Source organism: Pseudomonas sp. xss_2 (assembly GCF_043104195.1).
Lineage (GTDB): Bacteria > Pseudomonadota > Gammaproteobacteria > Pseudomonadales > Pseudomonadaceae > Aquipseudomonas > Aquipseudomonas urmiensis.
Genome location: NZ_JBICKL010000112.1, coordinates 38,188 through 52,025, shown reverse-complemented (window position 1 = coordinate 52,025; position 13,838 = coordinate 38,188). Strand labels below are relative to the sequence as shown.

The 13,838-nt window shown below is 61.4% G+C and carries 13 protein-coding genes; 4 read left to right on the top strand and 9 right to left on the bottom strand.

Annotated elements, in window-relative coordinates; all coding sequences use genetic code 11:
- Positions 1 to 8: 8 nt before the first annotated feature.
- The 5 genes from ACF8K2_RS25190 to ACF8K2_RS25170 form a co-directional block, all read right to left on the bottom strand.
- On the bottom strand, positions 9 to 986 hold the full coding sequence (locus ACF8K2_RS25190; RefSeq protein WP_392468532.1) for a hypothetical protein: 978 nt from the start codon (positions 984 to 986) through the stop codon (positions 9 to 11).
- 141 nt (positions 987 to 1,127) lie between these two features.
- Positions 1,128 to 3,566, bottom strand: a complete 2,439-nt coding sequence (locus tag ACF8K2_RS25185) for a TonB-dependent siderophore receptor (protein ID WP_392468530.1) — start codon at positions 3,564 to 3,566, stop codon at positions 1,128 to 1,130.
- 106 nt (positions 3,567 to 3,672) lie between these two features.
- Complete coding sequence (locus tag ACF8K2_RS25180) at positions 3,673 to 4,641, bottom strand: DUF4880 domain-containing protein (protein ID WP_392468527.1); 969 nt, start codon at positions 4,639 to 4,641, stop codon at positions 3,673 to 3,675.
- Positions 4,638 to 5,141 carry a sigma-70 family RNA polymerase sigma factor gene (locus tag ACF8K2_RS25175; protein ID WP_392468525.1) on the bottom strand — a complete coding sequence of 168 codons (504 nt, stop codon included), beginning with the start codon at positions 5,139 to 5,141 and terminating at the stop codon, positions 4,638 to 4,640. Before ACF8K2_RS25175 ends, ACF8K2_RS25180 begins: the two co-directional genes overlap by 4 nt.
- 235 nt (positions 5,142 to 5,376) lie before the next feature.
- The gene (locus ACF8K2_RS25170) at positions 5,377 to 6,498 is read right to left on the bottom strand and encodes an alkene reductase (protein ID WP_392468522.1); all 1,122 of its coding nucleotides are present in this window, start codon (positions 6,496 to 6,498) and stop codon (positions 5,377 to 5,379) included.
- 121 nt (positions 6,499 to 6,619) lie between these two features.
- Between ACF8K2_RS25170 and ACF8K2_RS25165 the strand changes: the two genes are divergently transcribed.
- On the top strand, positions 6,620 to 7,555 hold the full coding sequence (locus tag ACF8K2_RS25165; RefSeq protein ID WP_186553495.1) for a LysR family transcriptional regulator: 936 nt from the start codon (positions 6,620 to 6,622) through the stop codon (positions 7,553 to 7,555).
- A 14-nt stretch (positions 7,556 to 7,569) separates the two neighbouring features.
- Here the strand turns inward: ACF8K2_RS25165 and ACF8K2_RS25160 are convergent, their stop codons facing one another.
- From ACF8K2_RS25160 to ACF8K2_RS25150, 3 genes are all read right to left on the bottom strand, one after another.
- Positions 7,570 to 8,310, bottom strand: a complete 741-nt coding sequence (locus tag ACF8K2_RS25160; protein ID WP_392468519.1) for an SDR family NAD(P)-dependent oxidoreductase — start codon at positions 8,308 to 8,310, stop codon at positions 7,570 to 7,572.
- The gene (locus tag ACF8K2_RS25155; protein WP_392468517.1) at positions 8,307 to 9,656 is read right to left on the bottom strand and encodes an MFS transporter; all 1,350 of its coding nucleotides are present in this window, start codon (positions 9,654 to 9,656) and stop codon (positions 8,307 to 8,309) included. Before ACF8K2_RS25155 ends, ACF8K2_RS25160 begins: the two co-directional genes overlap by 4 nt.
- 73 nt (positions 9,657 to 9,729) lie before the next feature.
- Complete coding sequence (locus ACF8K2_RS25150) at positions 9,730 to 10,557, bottom strand: amidohydrolase family protein (RefSeq protein ID WP_392468516.1); 828 nt, start codon at positions 10,555 to 10,557, stop codon at positions 9,730 to 9,732.
- A gap of 275 nt (positions 10,558 to 10,832) precedes the next feature.
- Between ACF8K2_RS25150 and ACF8K2_RS25145 the strand changes: the two genes are divergently transcribed.
- The 3 genes from ACF8K2_RS25145 to ACF8K2_RS25135 all read left to right on the top strand — a co-directional run bounded on the left by ACF8K2_RS25145 (position 10,833) and on the right by ACF8K2_RS25135 (position 12,937).
- Positions 10,833 to 11,786, top strand: coding sequence for a LysR family transcriptional regulator (locus ACF8K2_RS25145; RefSeq protein ID WP_392468514.1), 954 nt, complete (start codon positions 10,833 to 10,835; stop codon positions 11,784 to 11,786).
- A 74-nt stretch (positions 11,787 to 11,860) separates the two neighbouring features.
- On the top strand, positions 11,861 to 12,484 hold the full coding sequence (locus ACF8K2_RS25140; RefSeq protein ID WP_392468509.1) for a glutathione S-transferase family protein: 624 nt from the start codon (positions 11,861 to 11,863) through the stop codon (positions 12,482 to 12,484).
- 117 nt (positions 12,485 to 12,601) lie between these two features.
- Complete coding sequence (locus tag ACF8K2_RS25135) at positions 12,602 to 12,937, top strand: hypothetical protein (protein ID WP_186553497.1); 336 nt, start codon at positions 12,602 to 12,604, stop codon at positions 12,935 to 12,937.
- 73 nt (positions 12,938 to 13,010) lie between these two features.
- Here ACF8K2_RS25135 and ACF8K2_RS25130 read toward each other — a convergent pair whose 3' ends face one another.
- The gene (locus ACF8K2_RS25130; protein WP_264234400.1) at positions 13,011 to 13,715 is read right to left on the bottom strand and encodes an SDR family oxidoreductase; all 705 of its coding nucleotides are present in this window, start codon (positions 13,713 to 13,715) and stop codon (positions 13,011 to 13,013) included.
- Positions 13,716 to 13,838 lie beyond the last annotated feature (123 nt).

Below are 13,838 nucleotides of genomic sequence, written 5' to 3'. Positions count from 1 at the left end.
GCTAAACATCACCTCCAGCGCTCGCCTTTCTTGGGCTTTTTCTTAGGCGTGGGCTTTCGCGCGGTTTTAACCTGCAGTTCGATCGCGATACGTGCTTCCAGTCTGGCAATAGCTTCTGTACCCAGGTAGGCGCAACAGCTGATCCGGGCTGAGCGCTTGTTTCTCGAAAGAAACTTCAACCCGGCTCGGAAGCTCAGCGGCTCAGAAGCCGGGACCAAGGTGTAGGCAGACAACCTCGCTTCTTGAACCCTGAAGCTAAATCCTCGCTTCAAGCGCTTGTCCAGCAGTTGCGAGAGCGCCTGAGTCAAGCCATAAGCCACCACTGCTACGGGCCACATGGGATAGTGAGAAAAGTGCCCAGGGCACTGCGCGGCCGAGAAATCGGTGCTGCGAAGCATGATCGCATGGGGCTTGCTGGATACCGTTTTGGTGAGTAACCCCTGACGATAGGGAGAACTGGTGACTGCAGGACTTTGAGCCGTGTGATGGTTCTTGAAGCATTTCTCAAAAGTTCTTTCGGGCAGCACCTGGTAAGTCACCGTGAGTGCGCCAATCACCTCACTGCCAAACAACAGTTCGGTCTCTACTCGAACCCTATCGTGCTTCTTGATCTGAAACCGCGCCACCACACGAGCGCGGGCAGTGAGTGTCGATTGCGGCTGCACATCAGGCCGAGACTTGCTCGACGTCCAAACCGCGTGACTTGCCAGATAGTAAATCCGCTCATCCACTGGCTGAGCCAAGAACGCGGCGCATGTACCCAGAATCGCCAGATGTCGGCCAGCCTCCGCGACTGCGAGTGGCCCTTCTTCGTGCCCTAGAGGTTGTTCTGGCCTAAAGTCGCCCCAGATGTCCCAACCTGGGACCGACGAATTTCGGTAGAGCGAATCAAAAGCGAAGTACGGTCGCTGGACAGCAATTTTGTCCATCAAGTCATCAATGTCGATAGGCGCAGGATAAGTTACCGCTGGCTCTGGTACGGTCATAGCGCTTGCCTCCCTGCGCCCAGCGCAGACGTTGCATCTGTATCGCTCTGATGTCTGCAGAACGTACAGTGCCGGGCGCTTGCTCGGTACTGGCAAAACTGCTAGTCCGAGGGCAAGGCTGTTTGGCAGCCAGCGCTCACCTCAAAAGTCATAACGCACATTCATCATCACGTTACGCGGCGCGCCATAGTGCCCGTAGCTGCCGGAAAAGCCGGAGTAGTACTTCTCATCGAACAGGTTGTTCAGGTTCAAGGTGGTCGACAGATGATCGCTCAGGCGATAGCGCGCCATCAGGTTGAACACGGCGTAATCGTCTTGGCCGACGCGGCTGTTGTAGCGGCTGAAGTACAGCGAGTTGCTGGAGTTCCAGCTAGCCCCGCCGCCTACGGTCAGGCGGTTCCAGTCACCGGCTAGCTTGTAGGTGGTCCACAGGCGGAAGGTATCCAGCGGCAGCTGGGTCGTCAGGCGCTGGCCTTGGGCATCCTCGGTTCGCGAGTGGCTGTAGCCGGCCTGCAATTCCCAGCCTGGGGTGAGCTCGCCGGACAGCTCCAGGTCGAGACCTTTGGTCTTGGCGCCACTGACCGCCTTGTAGGCATCATTGCCGGTGCCCGGCACCGTCTGGCCGGCATCCAGTTCGGCGACGTTGTCGCGCTTGATCAGGTAGGCCGCCACGTTGGCATTGAGTCGGCCCTCGTAGAACTCGCCCTTCCAACCCAGTTCGTAGTTCTTGCCCACCACTGGATCCAGCACCTTGCCGCTGCTGTCCTGGCTCGATTGCGGCTTGAAGATGTCGGTGTAGCTGACATACACCGACTGCTCGGCGGTGAGGTCGTAGACCAGTCCGGCATAGGGCGTGACCACGCCGCGCTCGGTCATCGAGTAGTCTTGGGGAGCGGCACTGCTGCTGAGCAGTTCGAGGTAATAGTTGTAGCGGTAGTTGCTGACCCGCGCGCCGAGGATCAGGTGCAGGCTGTCGCTGAGGTTGAAGCGCCCCGCCGCAAAATAGCCGCTCTGGCGGGTGTCGACGTCATAGGTCATGAACGGCGTGAATCCGTCCCGGTCGGGCTTTGGCAGCTCGTTGTTCCAGTGGTCGTAGTCGACCAGCACATCGGGGCCGCTGCTTGCGTAATGATGGTTGACGTAGTCCAGGTAGTTGGCGCCGACGATCAACTCATGAGTTTGCCCCAGCAGCTCGAACGGCCCTTGCACGGTGGCGTCCACAGCGCGTTGGTGCTGGGTGGCTTGGGCCCAGGACTGGTCAATGGTCGCGATCCCTTCAGGGGTGATGTAGGCGCGGTTGGTCGAGCTCGAATAGGAGCCGCCAAAGGTGTCGCGGTCGACATCCATGAAGGTGGTGGCGACCTTCAACTGCCAATCGTTGGCCAGTTGCTGCTCAATGCCCAGGGTGTAGTTGTTGGTCTCGAAGCGATCGGAGTTCCAGCGCGCGCCGGAGCTTTTCGAACGGGAGAAATCTGTCTGCTGGCCGTTGGTGTAGATCATCGGCACGCCCTGCGCACCGGTCGGCCGGTAGCGCTGGTGGTCGATGCTAAAGCGCAGCACGGTGCTGTCAGTCAGGTCGGCTTCGAGCACGCCATAGAGAATGTCGCGGTCCTGTTGGTACCACTGCATGAAGGTGTTGTTCAGCTGCTTGGCCGCAACCACTCGCCCGCGCAGGTTGCCGGTCGCGGTCAACGGACCGGAGACATCCGCCTCCAGGCGCTGGTAATCCCACGAGCCTAGCCCGCCCTGCAGGTAGGCCTGAAAGTCGCGGGTCGGGCGCTTGCGCACGACGTTGACCACCCCACTCGGATCGCCCGCACCTGTCATCAAGCCGGTGGCGCCGCGCACCACTTCGACCCGGTCGTAGATGGCCATGTCCATCAGCGTGCTGGGCATGTTACGGGTCTGGTTTTCCTGGTAGGTGGTGACGCCGTCGAACTGATAGGTATTGATCGCGCTGCCGCGCGAGTAGATGTTGAAGCGCTCGCCGCCGTCCTGGGACATGGTCACCCCAGGGGTCTGGTTGAGTACCTCGGACATGCTGTGCAGTTGCTGATCGTCCATGCGCTGGCGGGTGATCACGCTGATGGTCTGCGGGGTTTCGCGAATCGACAGGTTCAACTTGGTCGCGGTGCTGGTCGAGCCGGTGGTATAGGAGCCGGTGCCTTCGGTGGTGGCACCCAACCCTGCGGCACTGATGCTGGTTGCGCCCAGCTCCATGGCACCGGTTGAGCTGACCTGAGCGATCAAACGATAGCGCCCCGGCGCCACTGTCACTGGCTGCAGGCCAGTCCCGGCGATCAGTTGCGCAAGCGCCTGGTCGAGCGCGAATTGGCCGCGCAGACCAGGACTGTTCAGGCCATTGGAGAGCTGCGAATCCACCGCAACCATTACCCCCGCTTGCTGACCGAACTGGCCTAATACGCTGTCCAGGCTTCCTGCTGCAATGTCATAGCTGCGCACGTCGGCCTGCTCGACAGTGGCTTGGGCCGCCTGCGCGACAGGCTGGACACAGGCCACGGCAAGGCCGAACAACACGCCGCGCACGGCAGCTGCAAGGGGAGTAAGGCGAGTTTGCATCGAGACAATCCTTGGAAAACAGTGGGGTCATGACACTGGCTAATCAGTGCCTTCCCTTGTCTTGATGCGTGACGCAGCAAAACCTGCCTAATCGATGGAAAATAATTCAAGCCGGCACGACGCTGGCCCAATAGCCGAATACCCGTTGCACGCGAATCGGCAAAACCTGGGTCAGCAGATCCAGGCTGGCCTCCGGCTGATCGATGGAGAACGAACCACTGACCTGCAGGTTGGCGATGCGTGGATCGCAGCGCAGTACGCCGGGCCGATAGCGGTCCAGTTCCGTGAGCAGTTGCCCAAGTGGCAAGCGCTCGGCCAGCAGCAGCCCCTGGGTCCACGCTGCAGCGCCTGCCGGCAATGGCGCCAGGGCACCGGCGAGCGAGTCGCTGAACCTTTGCTGCCAGCCAGCGCGCAGCTCGAAGCGTTGCCCGCGCGGCTGCTCGACCCGTGCCCCGCCATCGAGTAACTGCACCAGGGTCGCGGAGCGCTCCTGGCTGACCAGCAGGCGCGACAGCGGCTGTGGCCGGACCCAAACATCAGCAGTGCGCAGAGCGACCTGCGCGCCCTGCTGCAGCGTTAGCAGCATCCGCCCCTGGTTGAGGGTTAGCACCCTCAGGCCGGCTGCGAACTCACTGTCGAGTGCACTGCGGGTATCCAGTTGCACCGCCACGCCCGAGTCAAATGACAGGCTGCGCCGCTCACCTGTCGAGGTGCCGTAGTCACTGAACAGGGTTGGCATGAGGCTACGTTGGCTGACCCCGTAGCCGCTTGCGATCAACACCCCCGCGCCAGCAAAGCCTTTGAGCACGGCTCTGCGCGAAGTCAACGCACGGGCCTGGAGCAGCCCGCGGACGTTGCCTGCCGATAACCCGCGAGTGCCATCGCGCAGGCCCTGGCCAATGCCATTGAGGCGCTGCCAGGCCTGCTCGTGGGCAGGGCTTTCCTGGCGCCAGCGCTGGCAAGCCAGCTGCTCGCCTGCGCTGCTGACACCCGATTGCAGACGCACCATCCACAGCATCGCCTGCTCGACCACGTGCGGGTCCAGGGATGATTCGTCCGAGGCCAGCGGCGTCATTGCTGGTAGACCGCTGCATAGCAGTGCCGATAGGCCTTGAGCATGGCCTTTTGCACCACGTTGACAGTCAGCCCCAACTGCTCGGCGATTTGCGGGTAGGTCAGGCCATCGAGTTGCGACAGCAGGAAGATTTCCCGTACCCGGCTACCGAGACCGTCGAGTACCTGGCCCACGGCATCGAGCGCCTCAAGCACCAACAAGCGGGTTTCTTCCGAAGGCTGATGCTGGGGCTCGATCAGCGCCAGGCTGTCGAGATAGGCCGCCTCCAGCGCCTGCCGGCGAAAATGCTGCAGGCACAGGCGACTGGCGACCGTACACAGGTAGGCACGCGGTTCGCGCAGCAGCGGTGGCAGTTCGCTGCGCAACAGTTTGACGAAGGTGTCCTGGGCGATATCCAACGCTTGCTCGCGATTGCCCAGGCGACGCCGGAGCATGGCTACGATCCAGCTGTGGTGCTGGAGGTAGAGCTCACCGACATCGTTTGAGCTGGAGGGCGGCATGAACGGGTTCTCCTGGGCAGCGAGGAAAGCCGTGCATGATAATACTTCTCATTAATTTTTTACTACAGGTTTTGCCTGACTACATGAGAACACGCCGCCTGCTGTGGCCCTATCGCGGGACAAGCCCGCTCCCATCGGTGTGGCGCCGCCTGCGTAGGAGCGGGCTTGCCCCGCGATGAGGCCAGCCCAGCCCCCCCTCCAGCAGCACAACGGTAAGCCCCTGAAACGCCTTCACTCAGCCCAGATACGGCGGATAGTCGATGTAGCCTTCTGCGCCACCACCGTAGTAGGTGTCCTTGTTCGCCACCGCCAGCGGCCAGCCATTTTCCAGCCGTGCAACCAGATCCGGATTGGCAATGAATGGCTGGCCAAACCCAGCCAGGTCGATCAGCCCCGACGCCACCAGCGCTTGCGCACGTTGCAGGGTAAGGTCACCGGCCAGAATCAAGCGGGTCGACTTGAGGTCTTTGCGGCAACTGACCAGCAACGCTTTGAGCGCATCTTCCCGTGCTACGGCCGTTTCGGCACGCAGGAAGAAGTGGGTCTGGTCCATCACATGGATATAGGCGATGCCGCGCTCGCCCAAGCCGGCACACAGCGCGCTGTAGGTCTGGTCGATCTCATCGTACAGCGGCATGTCCATCAACTGCCCGTACGGCGAGAAACGAATACCCACGCGCCCGGCGCCAATTCGCTGGCACACGGCGTCGACCACTTCGAAGACGAAACGCAGGCGGTTATCCAGGTTCTGCGCGCCGTACTGATCAGTGCGGTCATTGACCTTGGGGTTGAGGAACTGCTCCAGCAGGTAACCGTTGGCGCCATGAATTTCCACGCCGTCAAAGCCTGCTTCAATCGCATTAGCCGCAGCCTGGGCAAAATCGCGCACCACCCGGCCGACCGCTTCGCTCGACAGCGCTTGTGGTTGGGAGGTCGAGACGAAACCTGGCTCGCCGTTGTCTGCATAGCCAAAGGCGAACGCGCCCTCAGCCGTTTTGCTGGTTGAACTGACCGGTGCCTTGCCACCTTCCTGGATCGAGGTGTGCGACACCCGCCCAACATGCCACAGCTGGGCGAAAATCTTGCCGCCAACGCTGTGTACCGAATCAGTCACCAGGCGCCAGCCAGCGATCTGTTCAGGGGTGTAGATACCTGGGTTGAACAAGTAACCCTGGCCTTCACGCGAGATCGGCGTGCCCTCGGACACGATCAGGCCGGAGCTGGCGCGCTGGGTGTAGTACAGCGCGGTAAGTGCATTGGCGACATCGCCCGGTGAACGCGAACGGGTCATCGGGGCCATGACGAAGCGGTTTCTAAGAACGGTATCGCCGAGTTGAAATGCGTTGAACAGGCTCACGAAAAGTCTCCACAGGTAGTGAGTAATGCTGCGTGTGGGTTAGCCTATTGAAGAAATCTTCGGTGATCTGCGCAAAGATTTCTCAAGTGAGTGGAATTTAATTCATCAATTGGAGCGTGGCATGTACTCGTCTGAACGGCTCAAGGGCATCGACGTGTTCGTCGCGGTCGCCGACCTTGGCAGCTTTACCGCAGCGGCTGAACGACTCAACCTGACCAGTTCAGCGGTCAGTAAAAGTGTCGCGCGCCTGGAGGGCAGACTGGGGGTGCGCCTGTTCAACCGCACCACCCGCACATTGTCACTGACTGAAGCCGGCACCGCGTTCTATCGCACCTGCACCGCGGTACTGGCAGATCTGGAAGAGGTCGAGCACGTGCTGGTCAGCGCGGGCAATGAGCCGCACGGCAAAGTGCGGATCGACCTGCCGGCCTCCTACGGCAGGATGCACGTGCTGCCGCTGATCCTCGATTTCATTGGCCTGCACCCGTTGCTGCAGCCGCACATTTCGTTCTCGGACCGGTTCGTCGATCCGGTTCACGAAGGCATCGATATCGTCGTGCGCATAGGCGGGCCGGATGCGTGGCCGGCGAACCTCGGCCATCGCTACTTCGGCGCGCAACGGCTGATTTTTTGCGCAGCGCCCGCCTACCTTGAGCGCCATGGCGTCCCCCGCAGCGAGCGCGATCTGGATGCGCACCACTGCGTGGGCTACGGCCAGGCGGACGGGTTGGTCAGCCCCTGGTATTTCAAAGGGCGCCAGCCGGGCGAGATGGAGCGCCGAACGGTGCAGGCGCGCATTGCCGTTGGCGATGGTGAAGGGGAAGTCGCGGCAGTGCTGGCCGGCCATGGCATCGGCCAGTTGCCGACCTGGCTCACTCAGCGCCACCTCGATTCAGGCGCGCTGGTCGAGGTGCTGCCACAGCTGGCCACCGATGGCTTGCCGATGAACCTGGTATGGCTCAAGAGCCGTGAAAGCCTGCCTAAGGTCAGGGCCCTGCTCGATTACCTGCTGCCACGCTTGGCGCCGCATGGCACGCTCAACCGCAGTGCCCCGTGAAGCAAACAGCGGCCTCAATAAGTTGCCCTGCCCCCGCTCAGATCGAACACAAAGCCTGTGGTAAAGCTGCATTCCGGCCCCGCGATCCAAGTCACCATGTTGGCGATCTCTTCGGCTTTGAGGAAGCGACCCATGGGGATCTTGGCCTTGCTCGCATCAATGTGCGCTTGGGTCATCTCGGCCAGCAACGGCGTCTCGACCATCGCCGGCGCCACGCAGTTGAGCAGCACGCCATCCTGGGCCAGCTCCTTGGCTGCGGACTTGGTGAAGGCGATCACCCCAGCCTTGGCCGCCGAGTACGCCGAGATGTACTGAACGCCCTCCTTGCCAGCCATCGAGGCAATGTTGACGATGCGTCCATAGCCGCGCTCACGCATGTGCGCGATGGCGGTGCGACAGCAATAGAACACGCCGTTCAAGTCGATGGCGATGACCTTGTCCCAGGCATCCGCCGGGTACTCCCACGAAGGCACCACCGGGCCATTGATACCGGCGTTGTTGACCAGGATATCGACCTGCCCCAGGCGCTCGAGTACTTCGGCGAACGCCGCCTGCACCGAGGACAATGACGAGACATCGACGGCCTGGCGTAGCGCCGGCTCAAAGCCGTTTTCGATACTGTCCCAGCCCTCCACTGCCAAGTCCCAGATGACGATACGCGCGCCCGCCGCGTGCAAGCGCCGGGCGATCGCCAGACCAATGCCACGCATACCGCCGGTGATGATTGCAGCCTGCCCTTCCAGATACTGGCTCATTGCTTTGCTCCTTTCTCGACACACGGGATTTCGGGCAGGCGACGCAGGTCGCTGACCATGAACAGGTAACACAGCGCACCCAGCGCGGTGATGGTGGAAACGAACGCCAAGGCCCAGACGAACGAGCCGGTGGCGCTGACGATAATGCCGATGGTCAACGGGGTGACGATGCCGGCGGCATTGGCGAACAAATTGAACAGGCCGCCGCTCAAGCCCAGCAGGCCCTTGGGGGCGATGTCGGAAACGATCATCCAGGCCAGCGCCGACATGCCTTGGGCGAAGTAGGCGATGCAGAGGATGGCGATGACCAAGGCGTCCGACTCGACATAGTTGGCCAAAACGATCACCGAAGCGGTCAGCAGGCCAGCGATTACCGGCAGCTTGCGGGCAACGTTCAGCGAGTAGCCGCGACGCAGCAAGGCATCCGACAGCCAGCCGCCGACCAGCGTCCCCAGCGACGCAGCAATGAACGGCAGTACCGCGACCCAACCGACTTTCAGCCAGGGCATGTGCCGCTCGGTGACCAGGTAGGTCGGGAACCAGGTGAGGAAAAACACGTTGGTCGAATTGCAGGCGAACTGCCCCAGGCAAATGCCGAGCATGTTGCGATGCTTGAGCAGCGCCGGGATCTGCGACCACTGGAACACGTGGGCCTTCTGACCACCATCGACCACCCCGCCGCCCTGCTCGATGTAATCAAGCTCGGCCTGGTTGGCTGTGCTCGACTGGTGTGGTTCGTGGTATTCGCGCCACCATACCAAGCCATAGAGGATGCCCAGCAAACCGACCGCCATCAGCAGGAAGCGCCAGCCATAGGCATGCAATACCCAGAACAGCAGCGGCGTGAGGAAGGCCAGGCCAATGTACTCGGCGAAGGTATAGATGCTGGTCGCCCGGGCCCGTTCGCTCTGCGGGAACCAGGTGGCAACCACCCGGCTGTTAGTGGGAAAGCACGGCGCTTCGGTGATGCCCACCAGAAAGCGAAAGCCAAGCAGTGACAAAAAGCCCTGGGCCAAGCCCTGCAAGCCGGTGAACAACGACCACAATGTCAGCGCCAGCCAGTAGGTGAGCTTGGTGCCAAGGCGATCGATGAGGATGCCACCGGGGATCTGCGCGGCGGCGTAGGTCCAGGAAAATGCCGAGAAAATCAGCCCCATCATGGCCGCATTCAGGCCCAGGTCAGCGCTGATACTGGGCGCGGCGATGCCCATCACGCTGCGGTCCAGGTAGTTGATCATGGTACCGCCGGAGATCAGCGCCAGGATCATGAAACGGGTACGGGTCTTGGCATGTTGCTGAGCTGGGGTGTCGAACACCGCCAAGCCAATCTTTTGCTCTGAGTTCATGATGTCGGGTCTCTTGTTATTGGTATGTCATCAATGCCCAGGCGAACCCCTGGGGAGCATCCGCTCGCGCGCGTCAGGTAAAACCGAACAAGCGTCGTGGGGTGTCCCACATGATCTTGCGGCGCAGTTGCAGGTCGGGCATCAGCTGCTCTGCCAGTTTCAGCAGCGGGCCGTAATCGACCCGCGAACGTTGCCGAATGAAGGGCCAGTCAGAACCCCAGACGCAGGCATCGGGCCCAAAGGCGGCGATCAAGGCATGCACGTAGGCCCTGCTCTGCCCAAGCAGATCCTCGCTGGCGGCGAATTTCTGCATACCGGACAACTTGACGCTGACCCGCCCGCAGCTCGCCAGCTTGAGCAACGCCTGAAAGCCCGACTGTTGCAGGCCAGCGCGCACATCCGGGCGGCCACAATGGTCGATCAGCACACGTACTGGGTTTCGCTCAAGCAGCCCTTGCAGGTGCAGCAACTGGTCTTCACAAACCTGCACTTGGGCAAACATGCCCAGCTCGGCGAGCTTGCCCAAACAGGCTTGTGCGCCCTGCATGACCTGAACCCCGTAGAGCGCAGGATTGAACGCCACCCCGACCACGCCCTGCTCCTGTAGCGCCGCCAGCTGATCGATGCCGATGTCAGGCTCGACCACCGCCACGCCGCGCAAGCGCCCCTGGCCAGCTGCCAACGCGTGCAACAGGCAGCGGTTGTCGGTGTGATAGCCACTGTTCGGCCCGACCAGCAGGGCGTGACGCACGCCGTAGGCATCCATCAGCTGGCTAAATTGCTCAAGCGTTGCGACCTCCTGGCCGGAGGGGGCATAGGGTGCCGCGGGGTGATAAGGAAATCGCGCAGGATCAAACAAATGGTTATGGCAATCGATCTTGGGCTCGTCAAAGATGTTCACGCGGCTCTCCCCTGGCACGGCCCTCCATTGCTGAGTTAATGCGCCCCCTGTAGGAGCGGGCTTACCCGCGAATACGTCAGTGAATCCAGAATCGTATTCGCGGGCAAGCCCGCGCCTACAAGGCCTGCGCAGCTCAGAGCGGCAAGGCCTCTGCAGCGTTTTGCAGATCTTGTTATTGTTCGCCAACACGGCGGCGGGCTTGGGCTAACGATACTGCCGGCAGTGTGCTAACGCTCATACACAGATGGCGAAAACCATAACCAAAGGTAATGACCATGCTCCCCGGCAGAGAAGCTGCAGCGTCCAGCGCGATGGTGTTCAAGCTGCGCCATATGGAGGTGTTTCGCGCGGTGATGCTGACCGGCTCGATCAGCGCTGCCGCGAAAATGCTGTATGTCTCCCAGCCTGCGGTGAGCAAGTTGATCGGCTACATCGAGGACCGCCTGGCTTACCGCTTGTTCGAGCGAATCAACAATCGGCTGGTGCCCACTGGCGAGGCACAGATCCTGTTTCGCGAGGTCGAGCGGGTCTATCAGGCAGCGTTGGCGGTCAACGAGTGCGCGCTGTCACTAGGTTCTGGCTCACAGCGCAACCTGCGCCTGTCGTGCAGCGCGTCATTGTCGACGGTGGTCCTCCCCACGGCGCTGGCGCAGCTCAAGCTTGAGTCGCCGTCACTGAACATCGAGTGGCAGACCTCGTTGATGAACGAGATGCCCAACCAGATCCTGTCGAAGAAAGTCGACCTGTCGATCGCCGCCTTGCCAGTAGTGCATGACCATCTGCATTCGCAGGCATTCATGCGCGGGCGCATGGTGGTGGTGATGGCTGGCGACCATCCGCTGGCGCAGCAGCCAGTGCTGTCGCTGCAGCAGCTTGAGGGCCAGCCACTGCTGCTGTTCAGGCCCGACATGCCGTTTGGCCAACTGCTCGCGCAACAGATCGAGCACCGCGGTTTGCACCTGCACTCGCTGCTATCGTTCACCAACGCTGTCGAGGCGGTGGCGTTGGTCAAGCAAGGCATGGGCCTGAGCATCATCGATGAGTTCGTGGCGCAAGACAGCGGCTTGACGGTGGTGCCACTGGCCGAGGAAATCTACTTCGACATCAGCTTCGTCTATTCGCGCTTCGAGCCACCGTCGCAAGCAGCGCTGCACCTGATGCGGGTACTACGGGCGCAGGCGGTGAAAGTTGGCCGAGCTATCGCCGGCTTCGAGTTACCCAATCCATGAACCTGGGCGGCGACGGGTTGACCGCTGTACGACTGTCATAGACGATTGATTTCTCGCCAGACAAGGACGACCACATGTTACGGATACTGGGCAGAGCGGCCTCGATCAACGTGCGCAAGGTGCTATGGGCCTGCGCGGAAATGAACATCGGCTTTGAACGAGAGGACTGGGGCGCGGGCTTCAAACCGACAGTGCTGCCTGAGTTTCTGGCGCTGAACCCCAATGCCATGGTTCCGGTTATCCAGGATGGCGACTTCACCCTGTGGGAATCGAACAGCATCATCCGCTACCTGGCCACACGTGATGGCCAGAGCGCGCTCTATCCGGCCGAAGCCAGGGCCAGGGCACGCGTGGATCAATGGATCGATTGGCAGGCCTCCGATCTGAATCGCTCCTGGAGCTATGCCTTCATGTCATTGGTCAGGCATTCGCCTGCGCACCAGGATGGCCAGGCGCTTGCCGCAGGCTTGGCGCAATGGTCCAACTACATGCAGATACTCGATCAGCAGCTCGAAGCAACAGGGGCTTACGTGGCCGGCGACGCCTTTTCACTGGCCGACATTCCCATCGGCCTGTCGGTCCACCGCTGGTTCGCAACACCTTTTGCCCACCCACCGCTGCCAGCAGTCACGGCCTATTATGAGCGGCTCAGCGAGCGACCTGGTTTTCGCCTGCATGGTCGCAACGGCACGCCCTAGACACGCTCGGCCACGCCTTGCTGGCAAAACGCCCCGCTTTACCAGTGGTTGATCGTCCGGCTAGAGTGTCGCCCCCCCGGGAATTGGATCCTGGGCTTTGGACCATGGAGCTGTTCAGTGAAGTACCTCAGTAAAGTTGTAGCCGCATGCGCATTCGGCCTGGTTCTGGCAGGTTGCACCGGTGCCCCGATCAAATCGGCCCACTATGACAGCAGCCAGTACACCGTGCTGGGTCACAGTGAAGCCAGCGCCACCGGCCTGATGCTGTTCGGCCTTATCCCGATTCGTCAGAACAGCCGCTTTGTCCGTGCACAGGACGCGGCGATCAAGGCCAAGGGCGGCGATGCGCTGATCAATACCCAAGTGCAGGAAAAGTGGTTCTGGGCCTGGGTCCTGAATGGCTACACCACCAAGGTTTCCGGTGATGTGATCAAGCTGAACAACGTCCAGTAACCCAGCGCTTTGACAGTGCTGCCCAATGGGCGCGCCCGGCCGCCGATCGCACGGCGTGGGGCGCGCCTGGTCATCAAACGCTGCGGGTCACCCCGCCATCGACGCGGATGTTCTGCCCGGTGATGTAGGCCGCCCCTTCGCTGGCCAGGAAGGCGATGGTGGCAGCGATTTCCTCGCTGGTGCCATAGCGCTTGAGCGGAACACTGTCGCGCCGCTGCTCAGTGGCCGGCAGGCTGTCGATCCAGCCGGGCAATACATTGTTGATGCGCACGTTATCGCCGGCAAAGTTGTCGGCGAAGATTTTGCTGAAGGCTGCCAAGCCTGAACGGAACACCGCCGAAGTAGGGAACAACTCGCTCGGCTCGAACGCCCAGGCGGTGGAAATATTGATGATTACCCCGCCTTTCTGGGCCTGCATGATCGGCGTGACCAAGCGGCTTGGGCGAATGACATTGAGCAGGTAGGTTTCCATGCCCTGGTGCCAGTCTTCGTCGCTGATCTCCAGGATCGGTGCACGCGGGCCGTGACCGGCGCTGTTGACCAACACATCAATCCGCCCCCATTTTTCCATGACCGCGTCGACCAGACGCTGCAGGTCTGCGTTGGACTGGTTGCTGCCGGTGACGCCAATGCCGCCCAGCTCCTGGGCCAGCGCTTCACCTTTGCCGGACGAAGACAGGATGGCGACCTTGAAGCCATCGGCGGCCAGACGCTTGGCGGCGGCGGCGCCCATGCCGCTGCCGCCGGCGGTTACGATAGCTACTTTTTCTACTGACATAGGGGCTCCTGGCTTTACGCGAAGTCTGCGGTGGATGTGAGGTTCAGCCTACACCTTGGTTGGGATCAGCAGCAGTGATCAATAATGCTTGCAGCCTGTAGAAAATCTGTTGGCATGCCATTT

Excerpts from the sequence above, each read along its gene's own strand:
- ACF8K2_RS25190 (WP_392468532.1), bottom strand. The coding sequence starts at position 986 with ATGACCGTACCAGAGCCAGCGGTAACTTATCCTGCGCCTATCGACATT.
- ACF8K2_RS25185 (WP_392468530.1), bottom strand. The coding sequence starts at position 3,566 with ATGCAAACTCGCCTTACTCCCCTTGCAGCTGCCGTGCGCGGCGTGTTG.
- ACF8K2_RS25180 (WP_392468527.1), bottom strand. The coding sequence starts at position 4,641 with ATGACGCCGCTGGCCTCGGACGAATCATCCCTGGACCCGCACGTGGTC.
- ACF8K2_RS25175 (WP_392468525.1), bottom strand. The coding sequence starts at position 5,141 with ATGCCGCCCTCCAGCTCAAACGATGTCGGTGAGCTCTACCTCCAGCAC.
- ACF8K2_RS25165 (WP_186553495.1), top strand. The coding sequence starts at position 6,620 with ATGTACTCGTCTGAACGGCTCAAGGGCATCGACGTGTTCGTCGCGGTC.
- ACF8K2_RS25160 (WP_392468519.1), bottom strand. The coding sequence starts at position 8,310 with ATGAGCCAGTATCTGGAAGGGCAGGCTGCAATCATCACCGGCGGTATG.
- ACF8K2_RS25155 (WP_392468517.1), bottom strand. The coding sequence starts at position 9,656 with ATGAACTCAGAGCAAAAGATTGGCTTGGCGGTGTTCGACACCCCAGCT.
- ACF8K2_RS25145 (WP_392468514.1), top strand. The coding sequence starts at position 10,833 with ATGCTCCCCGGCAGAGAAGCTGCAGCGTCCAGCGCGATGGTGTTCAAG.
- ACF8K2_RS25140 (WP_392468509.1), top strand. The coding sequence starts at position 11,861 with ATGTTACGGATACTGGGCAGAGCGGCCTCGATCAACGTGCGCAAGGTG.
- ACF8K2_RS25130 (WP_264234400.1), bottom strand. The coding sequence starts at position 13,715 with ATGTCAGTAGAAAAAGTAGCTATCGTAACCGCCGGCGGCAGCGGCATG.